We start from the raw sequence: 12,745 nt of genomic DNA, 5'->3' as shown, positions 1-12,745 counted from the left end.
CCTCACCCGGCGCTCATGGCCGCCACGATGCGCGCGCGCGAGGTTTCCGCGATGCGCCGACGGCCTTCCAGGTCCTGTGCACCGATCGGCGCCAGGAAGTGCACTTCGGCACGTCGCGCCGGCTCGCCGAGCAGGCGCAGGAAATTGGCAAAGAAGCTCTCGTTCGGGCCGAACGCGACGATGGTCTGCGCGTCGCCCTTCGCCCCGTACACCAGGGCCACCGGCTGCACCGGCACGCCGGTCTCGACCGCGGCCTGGAAGATGCGGGCGTGGAACGGGCCCACTTCGTGACCGCCGCGGGTCCGCCCTTCCGGGAACACGCCCACGGCCTTGCCCTCGCGCAGGCGGTCGGCCATCACCTGCATCACGCTACCGAGCGATTCGGTGTTGCCACGCTGGTGGAAGATGGTCTGGCCGCGCGCGGCCAGCCAGCCCACCAGCGGCCAGCTGGCGATCTCGCGCTTGGCGACGAAGCCCATCATGCGCTGGCTGTGCAGGATGCAGATATCGACCCAGCTGACATGGTTGGCCACGAACAGCACGGCACCGGGCAGCGGCGCGCCGACCTGCACCAGGCGGAAGCCGAAGATCCACATCAGCCCGCCCTGCCACCAGTTGACCACCTTGGCGCCGAAGGTCGCCTCGCCCACGCGCAGTTCGCCCCACGGCGGAAGCATGCCGATCAGGATGAGCGGCAGGAACACGATGATGTGGACCAACAGCAGCGGTACGCGGTACAGGTAACGGCACACACGCGCCACGCCGCCACGGGGGGCCGGAGTGGGGGAAGTCATCCGCGCACGATACCCGAGGGCCGTCATCGCTGCCAGCCGATTTAGGCCATAACCGCCATCGACCGGGGCAATCGGCGGGGAACGCTGGGTTCCGCTGCCGTCAACGAGGCCCAGGGGGTCTCAGCCGTGACCGGCAGCCACCACCGCCAGGGTCAGCCGCGAGATGCATACCAGGCGGCCCTGCTCGTCCTCGATGCGGATCTCCCACAGCTGGGTGCTGCGGCCGACGTGCAGCGCGCGGGCGGTGCCGGTGACCGTGCCAGAGCGCACGGCACGCACGTGGTTGGCATTGATTTCCAGGCCCACGCAGACCTGCTTGCCGGTATCCACGCACAGGTTGCCGGCGCTGCTGCCCAGGGTCTCGGCCAGCACCACCGAGGCACCGCCGTGCAGGATGCCGTAGGGCTGGCGGGTGCGCTCATCCACCGGCATGGTGGCCTGCAGCCAGTCCTCGCCGGCGGCACTGAAGACGATGCCCAGGGATTCAATCGCCGTGTTGCGGCTGAGCGCGTTGAGCTGCTCGATGGAAACGTCTTCGCGGAACACCTGGGCCATGCGGGTACCTTCAGAGGATGGGAACGAGACCGGCGCCGAATGCAGTCAGCATGCGCACCAGCAGCCACTTCGGGCCGACGTTGACTTCGGGGAAGTCGCCGACGGCGACGTAGCAGCGATGGAAATCAGGATCCTGCCGCGGCAGCGGCTGCGGGCACTCCGGGCCGGGCTTGAACTCGTAGTCGGTGGCGTAGCGCCAGGGCCAGAAATCAAGGATGGGCAGCGCTTCGGAGGCCTTGCCGACGCTGTAGTTCAGCCCCGACAGCACCCGTGGCTTGGCCCGTGGCGCCACCGTCCAGGAGTTCTGTGGGTGGGTGTCACGCAGGATGCTCTGCGCCAGTTCCTCGGCAAAAACCGGGTCGTCGATGATCACCGCGCCTTCGGTGTTGTAGTTCTCGCTGCGCGGATCGAAGTTGTGGGTGCCGACCACGCCGATGCGGCGGTCGACCACCAGCGACTTGGCGTGCAGGCCCATGCGCGCGCCCTTGCGGGTGACCGGCAACGGCTTGTTGACCGCCTTGCTGCCCAGGAACGACGGCCGCGTCTCGGTGCGCAGCAGGCGCGTTTCCACCTCGCTGCCGGCGGCGCGACGGCGTGCGCGTGCGTTGTCGTAGGCACCATCGCTGTGGCGATTCAACGGGCCCTGCCTGCTGCCGGCATCCGAACCACTGCTGCTGCCACCGCGTGCGTTGCTGCCGGCAGCACTGCCACCGATCAGCGGATTGCGACCGCCTTCGTCTTCCCCCCCGGGCGCAGCGATCGGGTCGGGCAGCAGGTTGCGGTAGTCAACCGGCGCGTCCAGCGGGAACGGCTTGTATTCGAAGATGTTGAAGCCCAGTTCGCGCATGTTGCGCCGCTTGTACTTGTACGACAACGCATACACGATCGGGTTGTCGGTCGCCGCCAGGCTGTTGCTGGACACCACCACGCGCGGTGGCTGCGGGCGCTTGCGCAGTTCACGGAACAGCTTCTGCGCCGGCTTGGACAGCACCAGGTACGGCGTCTGCAGGATCACTTCCTTCTGCGCACTGGCGATCAGCGCATCCAGCTGGGGCTCGGTCACATGCTGGCCGGCCAGCGGTGCATCGGCCTTCTCGCGGCGATGCTTGCGTGGCAGATCGGCCACGTAGCGCACCGAAGCCACCGGTAGCGCGGCATCGACGAAGGAACGGGTGACGAACTCGGTGTCGTTGGCTTCGGCACTGACCCGCTGTACCCGTTCCGGGCGGCGGAAGCTGGCCGGCGGCAGCGTTGGCACGCCCTCGCGCAGCAACGTGCGGCCCACGTCGTTGAGGCGCTCGGCCGGCACGCTGCGGTGTGCGCGCCAGAACGCGTCGAAGTTGGCCGCCATCGCACGTGCTTCCGGGCCGGCGATCAGTACATCGCGGTCGCGGAAGTTGTACTCGCGGTCCCAGTCGTAATAGTCGTCCTGGTAGTTGCGGCCACCGACCACGCCGATCGCATCGTCGATCACCAGCAGCTTGTTGTGCATGCGCTGGTTGAACCGGCGGAAGCAGCACAGCACGCTGCCGGCATAGTCGAAGTAGTTCAGCCGGGCCTTGCCGAAGGTCGGGTTGTAGACCCGCAGCTGGAAGTTCTGGTGGGCGCCGGACAGGGCGCCGAGGATCTGCAGGTCGGAGATTGCCGAGAGCTGGTCGATCAGCAGCCGCACCTTCACCCCGCGCCGCGATGCGGCCAGCAGTTCGTCGATGACCAGACGGGCGCTGTCGTCCTTGTCGAAGATGTAGGTCTGCAGGTCGATGCTGCGGGTGGCGCTGCGCAGCAGGTTCAGGCGTGCGACCAGGGCGCCCTCGCCCTCATCGAGCAGGGTGGCGTAGTGGCGCGGTCGTTCCGGGGTGGATTCGGTGAACGCCCGGCCGGCCAGCGCCCGCAGCGGCGAATCCTGTGCACAGCGGTCTGCACGCTGGCAGTCGACCACGGTCGAACGTGCCTGCACGGCGATTGCCTCGGCGCGGTCGCGCTCGGCATTCGACAGCGATGCACAACCGCTGCCCAGCAACACGGTTGCCAGCGCCAGTACACGCAGCAGGAGGTTCACGGTTTCGGCGCCTCGCTCAGGCGCGCACGCAATACGAAAGTCACTCGGTCACTCAAGGCAAGCTGCCAGCTGTCCATGCCATACCGGCCTCGCTGCACGGTACCGCGGCTGACGACGTCGCAATCATAGCCGGGTCGGACGCACTCCGCCTTCTCGACCTTCAGTGTCTCGGGGTGGCTGATCCCGCGCAGGGTCAGCCGGCCGTTGATGTCGCCACCGCTCTCCACGGTTTCCGGCCAGTACGGCAGCGAGTCGAACTCGACCACCGGATGGCGGCCGGCATCGAAGAACTCCTCGCCGCGCATCCACCCGGTATAGCGCGCCTTGCCGGGGATCTCGACCGAGCGCGTGAACATCTTCAGGTGCACCTGGTGGCGGCCGTCGGAGAGGATCTCGATGCGCCCTTCGAAGTGTGGGAACAGGCCTTCGATACGCTGCCCGAAACGGGTGCGCACCTCGAAGCCGATCTGCGAACGCTGGGTATCCAGGCGCATTACCCGGTGCGCTTCGGCGACCACCGGTGGCAGGGTGGTCGGCGTGGGCACGGCCGCCCAGGCCGGGCCGAGTGCCAGCAGCGCGGGCAGCAGATAGCGGCTGCGCCGCGCCAGGCTCATCGGATCACGGCCACCAGAATGCGTTCAGGCTGGCCACGCCTGGCTCGATCGAGGCCTCGCGCGGGAAGCCGAGCACGGCGATGCCGGCCGGCGGCATGCCGCGGTAGTCGCTGCTGGTGCCCTCGGTCATCAACGCCACCAGCCGCTCCAGGCCCGGGTTGTGGCCGACGATCAGCACCCGGTCGAGATCACGCCGGTCGTCCACCAATGCCGCCAGGGTGCCGGGGGTGGCTTCGTAGATGCGGTCTTCCAGGCGCTTTTCCACGTAACCGATGGTGCCGAGCACGGCTTCCAGGGTTTCGCGGGTACGCCGCGCCGGTGAGCACAGCACGCAGTCCGGCAGCAGGTTGTTCTCCTTCAGCCACTTGCCGGCGGCTTCGGCTTCGGCGAGCCCCACCGGCGACAACGGCCGGTCGAGGTCGGCCTGGCCGGGGGTAGCCGGTTCGGCATGGGCATGGCGCAGCAGGATCAGTTCACGCATCGCGGGTTTCCATGAAGAAGAGGATGCAGCAGAAAGAGTGACGCAGGCATCAAAGCTTGAGCCAGGACAGCAGCGGCTCCCAGTCGGCCTGATGCTCCCGCACCTGGGCCGAGCGGTAGTCGAACAGGCTGCGGCCGAGGCCGGTCATGACCACGTAGCTCTGGCTGTCACGCAGCTGCGCGACCACCGGGTACGGCCATTCGGCCAGCATCTGCAACGCCTGCTGCGAGGTCTGGGTCCAGGGCTTGGTGCGGTTGAGGACCAGCCCCACCGGCAGCTTGCGGCTGTGCACCCGCGGGTTCTGGGCCAGGCTGTTGAGGAAGCCGACGATGGCTTCGATGTCGAGCGCCGAGGGCAGCACCGGCACCACCACCGCGTCGGCAGCGTCAAGGAAATGGGGGATATCGTCGGCCAACGCGCCCGCCGGTGCGTCGATGATGACGGTTTCGGTGCCATCGGGCAGCTTCTGCGCCCACTGCTTCTTCCGATGCACATCAATGGGGAGCACCGCGCTTTCCAGCCCGGCCCGCCGTTGCGCCCAGCGGGTGCTGGAGCCCTGAGGGTCGGCGTCGGCGATCACCGTGGCCCTGCCCTGCAATGCCGCGTACGCGGCCAGGTGGGTGGCGACGGTGGTCTTGCCCACCCCGCCCTTGGAACCGGCCACCAGGATCGTCTTCATGCCAGCCTCGCTTCCGGGTACGTGCCCCGAGCGTACACCGGCGGTGGTGACGGGAGGTAGCACCGCGCTGAACCTGCGGCCATCGCCTTTGCTATCGTGGCGCCCCCGAAGGATCGAACCGGCATGAGCGAGCTGCAGGACCTGAGCGCACTGATCCGCGCCAACACCCCCCTGATCGTGATCGAGACCCAGGACGAGGGTCGCATCGTCGACCTGTTCCGGCAGACGCTGATGCACGTCTGGCGGGCGCTGCACCGGTGGTCGATCACCGAGGGCCTGCGCCGCATCGACCTGGACAGCGAAGATCCGCCGGCCGGGCCACCCGACGCCAGCGCGGCCCTGCAGATGATCCGCCAGGCCGGGCAGCGCGGGGTCTACCTGCTGCTCGATTTCCACCCCTACCTGGGCTATGCCAGCCACCAGCGCGCCCTGCGCGACCTGATCCAGCGCCGTCACAGCGAACCGCACGTGCTGGTGCTGATCGGCGCCAAGGTCGAACTGCCGGCCGAGCTGGAAGCGCTGGCGGTCCGCTTCAACCCGCGCCTGCCCGATGCCAACGCCCTGCTGAAGATGCTGCGCGAGGAGGCCGATGCCTACGCCCGCGAACACGGCGGCCGCCGCGTCGAAGTCGACAGCGAGGCGGTGAAGAAGATCCTGAAGAACCTGCAGGGCCTGAGCCTGGTCGATGCCCGGCGCATCGCCCGGCAGCTGATCTACGCCGACGGCGCGCTGCGCGACGACGACCTGCCGCAGCTGGCACGGCTGAAGTTCGAGCTGCTCAACCGCAGCGGCCACCTGTTCTTCGAGCATGACAGCGCGCGGTTCGGCGACGTGGCCGGCGCCAACCGGCTCAAGCGCTGGATCAACCAGCGGCGTGTGGCGTTCATCGCTGGCTCGGCACCGGCCGGGCTGGACCCACCGCGCGGCATGCTGCTGCTGGGCGTGCAGGGTTGCGGCAAGTCGATGCTGGCCAAGGCCACCGCCGCCGGTTTCGGCGTACCGCTGCTGCGCCTGGACGTGGGCGCGCTGTACAACAAGTACCACGGCGAGACCGAGGCCAACCTGCGCCAGGCCTTGGCCTCGGCCGAGCAGCTGGCGCCCTGCGTGCTGTGGATGGATGAAATCGAGAAGGGCCTGGCCAGCGGTGGCGAGGACGGTGGCGTGTCACGCCGCGTGCTGGGCCATCTGCTGACCTGGATGGCCGAGCGCAAGGCACCGGTGTTCATCGTGGCCACTGCCAACCAGGTGCACGAGCTGCCTGCCGAGCTGCTGCGCAAGGGCCGCTTCGACGAGATCTTCTTCGTTGACCTGCCTTCGCCGGAGGTGCGCGTGGAACTGCTGCGGCTGCACCTGGGTCGGCGCCAGCTCAATGCCGACGACTTCGCGCTGCCAGCGCTGGCGGCCGCGGCGAATGGTTTCTCAGGTGCGGAGATCGAGCAGGCGATCGTGGCCGGGCTGTATGCGGCGCACGCCGAAGGGCGGCCGCTGGATACCGAGCTGCTGATGAACGAGATCCGTGCGACGCGACCGCTGTCGGTACTGATGGCCGAGCAGGTCGAGGCGCTGCGGGCGTGGGCGTCGGGGCGGACGGTTTCCGCGGACGATTGAGGTTTCCCGCGAACGGCGCAGCCCCTCGTGGCGGCTGGTTGGCTGTGAACATCAAAAGCCACGCTTGGCCGGGCGGGGTGGATTCGCGGGGGACGCCGTGAACCCGGCCGAACCCCTCCCTCAGGGCCACGCAGGCGGGGCCGCCGCCCAGGCCTGCTGCACTTCGGCCAACGACGCGCGCTCATCCTCGCGCCACTGCGGCAGCAGCTGCGCGTAATTGGCACTGGTGCTCCATTGCGACGGCTCGGTACGCACTGCTGCGGCATACCACTGCACGGCCTCCTGCTTCTGCCCCATCCGCCATAGGGCCAGCGCGTACGTGGGTGGCACCCAGCTGGGCTTGCTGCGCGCATTGCCGGCCGACGACAACCATTGCTCCAGCGCCGCCTCCGGCTTGCCCTGGCGCAGCAGGTCCCAGCCATAGTTCCAACGCACGCTGCGGCCCGCACTGCTCTGTGCCGGCGCCTCCTTCAGGGCCTCGCCATACAGCTGGTCGGCCAGCTCGGCACGGCCCTGGGTGCTGGCCACCGAAGCCAGCTGCACGGTGGCTTCCACCGCGCGCCGGCCGCGCTCGCGCAACCTCACCAGCTGGGTGACCAGCTCATCGCCCTCGCCCTGCATCGCCACCATCGGTGCCGCCGCCAGGTCGCTGTCGAAGTAGAACTCCTGTGGTGCCGGCATGGCCGGCGCGGCCCACGCCGTGGCCGCTCCCGAGGCCAGCAGCACGCTGGCCAGGATCTTTCCTGGAACTGACATCCCTTCTCCCCAGGCTGCACAACCGCAGCCTCCCTCTCTCGCCCCGATCCTAACCCCAGCAGCGGCGCGGGCGCGAGTGCCGGGTCCACCACGGCCCCGCTGCTACAATTCGCGCCTTTCCCGCCGCGTGCCCGCACGCGGCCGGTGCCAGCCGATCCTACCGGGCCAGCCATGACCAGTACCGCGCAACTCACTTCGCCCTCCTCCGCCGACCTGCTCGACCGTGATTACACGCTCGACCACAAGTACACCCGCAACGAGGGGCGGATCTACCTGAGTGGCGTGCAGGCGCTGGTGCGGCTGCCGCTGATGCAGCGCCTGCGCGATGCCGCCGAAGGCATCGACAGCGCCGGCTTCGTCAGTGGCTACCGTGGCAGCCCGCTGGGTGGCTTCGACCTGGAACTGTGGCGCGCGCGCAAGCATCTGGAAGCGGCCAAGGTGAAGTTCACCCCCGGCCTGAACGAGGACCTGGGCGCCACCATGGTATGGGGCACCCAGCAGACCAACCTGTTCCCCGGCGCCAACGTGCAGGGCGTGTTCGGCATGTGGTACGGCAAGGGACCGGGCGTGGACCGCTGCGGCGACGTGTTCAAGCATGCCAATGCGGCCGGCACCTCGCGCCATGGTGGCGTGCTGGCACTGGCCGCCGATGACCATGCCTGCCGCAGTTCGACCCTGCCGCATGGCAGCGAGGACGAGTTCGTCAGCGCGATGATGCCGGTGCTGAACCCGGCCGGCGTGCAGGACATCCTCGACATGGGCCTGCTGGGCTGGGCGATGAGCCGCTATACCGGCCGCTGGGTCGGCTTCAAGACGATCGCCGAGACGGTGGAATCGTCGGCGTCGGTGCAGGTCGATCCGATGGCGCGCCGCATCGTGCTGCCGGAAGACTTCGAGATGCCGTCGGGCGGCCTCAACATCCGCTGGCCGGACCCGCCGCTGGACCAGGAAATGCGCCTGCACCGCTATGCGGTGAAGGCCGCGCAGGCCTTTGCCCGCGCCAACGGCATCGACAAGGTGGTGATGGATGCGCCGCGCGCGCGGCTGGGCATCGTCACCACCGGCAAGAGCTACCTGGACGTGCTGCAGGCGCTGGAGTACCTGGGCCTGGATGAAGCCGCGTGCGCCGACATCGGCATCCGCGTGTACAAGGTCGGCATGACCTGGCCGCTGGAACCGCAGGGCATCGCGCGCTTCGCGCAGGGGCTGGAAGACATCATCGTGGTGGAGGAGAAGCGTGCCTTCATCGAGCGCCAGATGAAGGAACAGTTCTTCAACTGGCCGGCCAGCTGGGGCCAGCGCCCGTCCATCGTCGGCAAGTACGACGAGAGTGGCGAATGGATCCTGCCGTCCACCGGTGAACTGACCCCGGCCACCATTGCCGGCGTGATCGGCCGCCGCATCCAGAAGTTCTTCAACAACGAATCCATTGAACAACGCCTGCAGTGGATGCAGCAGAAGGAAGCCGAGCTTGCGTTGCCGCGCGCCAGCTTCCCGCGCGTGCCGCACTACTGCTCGGGCTGCCCGCACAACACCTCCACCCAGGTGCCGGAAGGCTCGCGGGCACTGGCCGGCATCGGTTGCCATTACATGGTGACCTGGATGGACCGCAGCACCGACACCTTCACCCACATGGGCGGCGAAGGCGTGACCTGGGCCGGGCAGGCGCCGTTCACCGATACCCCGCACGTGTTCCAGAACCTGGGCGACGGCACCTATTTCCACAGCGGCTCGCTGGCGATCCGCCAGGCGGTCGCGGCCGGCGTCAACATCACCTACAAGATCCTCTACAACGACGCGGTGGCGATGACCGGCGGCCAGCCGGTGGACGGCCCGCTGAGCGTGCCCGACATCGCACGGCAGATGCGCGCCGAAGGCATCCACACCATCGTGGTGCTGTCGGACAACATCGGCAAGTGGACCGGCCAGCGCGAGCACTTCCCCAGCGACGTGGAGTTCCACGACCGCAGCGAACTGGAGGAGGTGCAGAAGCGCCTGCGCGAAGTGAAGGGTGTTTCGATCCTGATCTACGAACAGACCTGCGCCACCGAGAAGCGTCGCCGCCGCAAGCGCGGCAAGCTGGAAGATCCGCAGAAGCGGGTGCTGATCAATTCGCTGGTCTGCGAAGGTTGCGGCGACTGCGGCAAGAAGAGCTTCTGCGTGTCGGTGCTGCCGAAGGAAACCGAGTTCGGGCGCAAGCGCGAGATCGACCAGTCCAACTGCAACAAGGACTATTCGTGCGTGAACGGCTTCTGCCCGAGCTTCGTCACCGTACACGGTGGCCAGCCGCGCAAGGGCAGCAAGCGCGATGCCTCCACGCTGCTGGACAATCTGCCGGCACCAACCATCCGCGGCACGCTGGAACAACCCTGGAACATCCTGATCACCGGCGTCGGCGGTACCGGCGTGGTGACCATCGGTGCACTGCTGGGCATGGCCGGCCACCTGGAAGGCAAGGGCGCGACTGTGCTCGACCAGACCGGCCTGGCGCAGAAGGGTGGCGCGGTGACCACGCACATCCGCATCGCACGCCGCCCGGATGACATCCACGCCGTGCGCATCGCCGCCGGTGAAGCCGACCTGGTGCTGGGCTGCGACATGGTGGTGGTCAACGACTACTGGGCGCTTTCGAAGGTGCGCGCCGGCCGTTCGCAGGTGGTGCTGAACACCTACGAAGCGATGCCGGGCACGTTCACCACCCGTCCGGACATGCAGTTCCCCGCCGCCGACATCATCGCCGGTGTGCGCGTAGCCCTGGGCGGCCAGGAGCCGCTGCTGCTCGATGCCACCCAGCTGGCCACCGCGCTGCTGGGCGATGCCATCGCCGCCAACCTGTTCATCCTCGGCTACGCCTGGCAGCAGGGCCTGGTGCCGCTGTCGTTCGAGTCGCTGATGCGCGCCATCGAACTCAATGGCGCCGCGGTGGCGATGAACCAGCAGGCCTTCGCCTGGGGCCGCCTGGCCGTGGTCGACCCGCAGGCCGTGCAGCAGGCCGCCGGCCTGGTGCGCAACCGCCACACCGATACCGAGTCCACCCCCGGCCCGCTGCACCCGCTGCCGCCGGGCGAGTGGGAAGGCAATGAATGGGGTGCGACCGCGGCACCGCGCAACACCGGCGACGAACGCGAGCTGCGTGGCCTGCCCTCGCACGGTGGCGACGTGGCATTCCTGCCGCTGGACGACGCACGCCTGTCGCGTTCGCTGGACGAAATGATCGAGCGTCGCGCCGCCTTCCTGGTCGATTACCAGGACGCTGCCTATGCCAAGCGCTACCGTGATCTGGTGGCACGCGTGCGCGCCACCGAGGCCGAGCGCATCGGCGGTTCCACTGCGCTGACCGAGACCGTCGCCCGCTACCTGTTCAAGCTGATGGCCTACAAGGACGAGTACGAAGTGGCCCGCCTGTACACCAGCGGTGACTTCCAGCGCCGCCTGCAGCAGCAGTTCGAGGGTGACTACCAGCTGCGCTTCCACCTGGCGCCGCCGCTGTTCGCGAAGAAGGACGAGCAGGGCCGGCTGCTGAAGAAGGAGTACGGCCCGTGGATGTTCAAGGCCTTCGGCCTGCTGGCCAAGCTGAAGTTCCTGCGTGGCGGCCGACTCGACGTGTTCGGCCGCACCGAGGAACGCCGCATGGAGCGCAAGCTGATCGGTGACTACGAGGCGACCGTGCAGGTGCTGCTGGATGGCCTGGATGACGACCGCCTGGCGCTGGCGGTGGAGATTGCCAGCATCCCCGAGCACATCCGCGGCTTCGGCCACGTCAAGGAAGCCCACTTCACGCAGGCCAAGGCGCGCGAAGCTGCCCTGCTTGCGCAGTGGCGGAACCCGAAGGCACTGCACATCGTGCAGGTGGCCTGATGGTCGTGCCGGCCGCTGGCCGGCATCCCTCCTGGCAATCGGTTGCCGGCCAGCGGCCGGTACTACCGGCGGTTCAGCCCAGCCGCCACAGCAGCAGGCGGTTGTTGGCCGGCATCGCCACATCCCCCAGTCGGGTGAATCCGTGGTCGGCGGCCAGCGCCTGCACCGCTTCGCTATCGCGGATGCCGCTGCGCGGATCACGTGCCTTCAGCCAGGCATCGAACTGCGCGTTGCTGTCGCTGGTGTAGCAGCCGCCGTAGTTGAACGGGCCATACACCGCCAGCAGCGCACCATGACGCAGCACCGGTGGCAGCGCGGCGAACAGTGCCTGCACGCGTTCCCAACTCATGATGTGCAGCGTGTTGGCGCTGAATGCGGCATCAAACGTGGTGCCCTCGGGCAGCGACAGGCCGGGCGCTGGCGGTAGTTCCACCTGCAGCGCCAGCGGCGGCAACAGGTTCAGCAGCGCGGCCTCTGCACGCCAGGCCTCGATGCCGGGCAGATGGTCCGGATGATCACTGGGCTGCCAGCGCAGCCACGGCCAGCGCTCGGCGAAGAAGGCCGCATGCTGGCCGGTGCCACTGCCGATCTCCAGCACCCGACGGCGGTCGCCCATCCACGGGTCGAGTGCGGTGGCGATGGGTTCGCGGTTGCGCTCGCAGGCTTCTGAATACGGCTTGCTCGACATCAGGACGGTGTCCGGGCGGGGTCGGCCCCATTGTGCACGAGGGGGTGTTGCTCGGCAGGGCTGCGCCCTGCACCCGCAGAAGCCGGAGCAACGGCAACAGCCAAAGCAACAGCAACAGCGGGCTTCCTGTGGGATGGCGGGGTGGGTCCGGTTGCGGGGGACGCCGTAAACCCGTCCGTGGGGGCTTGGCCGCGGCATCCATGCCGCGGACACCCCCGCAACCGGACCCACCCCGCCTTCGACAGTTTTCTGCGATCTGTTGGAACGGCTCCTGGGTTCAGATCCGTTTTCCGCAGGAAAACGGATCTGACCCCGAATTTCATTCGATATCTGACAGATGTGCCGACCAACGGTCGGCACCCACCAACAGCCACCGGCCAGCTGTCAGAGGTGGGGCGGTGTGGGTGGGCAGGACCGTTGGCGCCATGGATGGCCCCATCGAGCCCCCAGGGACGGGTTTACGGCGTGTCCTGCCCACCCACACGGCCCCGCCATCCCTCGGCAAGCCCGCTGTTGCTGTTGCTGTTGCTGTTGCTCCGGCTCTGAGCAGGTGCAGGGCGCAGCCCTGCCGAAACCCTCCCAACCATGACTGCAGTCACTTGTCCCCACGCCCCGCGCTGGCGAAAGTCGAGGAGTTGACGTGATCGGTCCGG

The 12,745-nt window shown here is 68.2% G+C and carries 10 protein-coding genes; 2 read left to right on the top strand and 8 right to left on the bottom strand.

Annotated features, from left to right (window positions below; translation table 11 throughout):
* Positions 1-2 precede the first annotated feature (2 nt).
* The 6 genes from AC5P9N_RS10010 to AC5P9N_RS09985 form a co-directional block, all read right to left on the bottom strand.
* On the bottom strand, positions 3-794 hold the full coding sequence (locus AC5P9N_RS10010; RefSeq protein ID WP_099484022.1) for a lysophospholipid acyltransferase family protein: 792 nt from the start codon (positions 792-794) through the stop codon (positions 3-5).
* A gap of 120 nt (positions 795-914) precedes the next feature.
* Positions 915-1,349, bottom strand: a complete 435-nt coding sequence (locus AC5P9N_RS10005) for a hotdog fold thioesterase (protein WP_099484021.1) — start codon at positions 1,347-1,349, stop codon at positions 915-917.
* Positions 1,350-1,359: 10 nt separating this feature from the next.
* Entirely contained in the window at positions 1,360-3,408 is a 2,049-nt protein-coding gene (locus tag AC5P9N_RS10000; protein WP_099484020.1) for a phospholipase D family protein, read from the bottom strand.
* Positions 3,405-4,022, bottom strand: a complete 618-nt coding sequence (locus AC5P9N_RS09995; protein WP_099484019.1) for a YceI family protein — start codon at positions 4,020-4,022, stop codon at positions 3,405-3,407. The genes AC5P9N_RS10000 and AC5P9N_RS09995 overlap by 4 nt, the downstream gene beginning before the upstream one ends.
* Positions 4,023-4,026: 4 nt before the next feature.
* Positions 4,027-4,503, bottom strand: a complete 477-nt coding sequence (locus AC5P9N_RS09990) for a SixA phosphatase family protein (RefSeq protein WP_005407539.1) — start codon at positions 4,501-4,503, stop codon at positions 4,027-4,029.
* Positions 4,504-4,552: 49 nt separating this feature from the next.
* A complete protein-coding gene (locus AC5P9N_RS09985; protein WP_049419310.1) occupies positions 4,553-5,182 on the bottom strand; it encodes a nucleotide-binding protein in 630 nt (209 codons plus the stop codon).
* Positions 5,183-5,305: 123 nt separating this feature from the next.
* Here AC5P9N_RS09985 and AC5P9N_RS09980 point away from each other — a divergent pair, with 123 nt between their 5' ends.
* Positions 5,306-6,790 (top strand): AAA family ATPase, encoded by a 1,485-nt coding sequence (locus AC5P9N_RS09980; RefSeq protein ID WP_005411847.1) that lies wholly within the window; start codon positions 5,306-5,308, stop codon positions 6,788-6,790.
* Positions 6,791-6,910: 120 nt separating this feature from the next.
* Here AC5P9N_RS09980 and AC5P9N_RS09975 read toward each other — a convergent pair whose 3' ends face one another.
* Complete coding sequence (locus AC5P9N_RS09975; protein ID WP_005407536.1) at positions 6,911-7,546, bottom strand: tetratricopeptide repeat protein; 636 nt, start codon at positions 7,544-7,546, stop codon at positions 6,911-6,913.
* Positions 7,547-7,717: 171 nt separating this feature from the next.
* On the opposite strand from AC5P9N_RS09975, the gene AC5P9N_RS09970 reads away from it, so the two are divergent.
* Entirely contained in the window at positions 7,718-11,404 is a 3,687-nt protein-coding gene (locus AC5P9N_RS09970; protein ID WP_099484018.1) for an indolepyruvate ferredoxin oxidoreductase family protein, read from the top strand.
* Between the two features lie 73 nt (positions 11,405-11,477).
* Here the strand turns inward: AC5P9N_RS09970 and AC5P9N_RS09965 are convergent, their stop codons facing one another.
* The gene (locus AC5P9N_RS09965; protein ID WP_099484017.1) at positions 11,478-12,092 is read right to left on the bottom strand and encodes a DUF938 domain-containing protein; all 615 of its coding nucleotides are present in this window, start codon (positions 12,090-12,092) and stop codon (positions 11,478-11,480) included.
* Positions 12,093-12,745: the final 653 nt, after the last annotated feature.

The organism is Stenotrophomonas sp. YJH_SMC_6 (assembly GCF_059371335.1).
The sequence above is the reverse complement of the archived record's forward strand: the minus strand, read 5'-3'. Positions and strand labels throughout refer to the sequence as shown.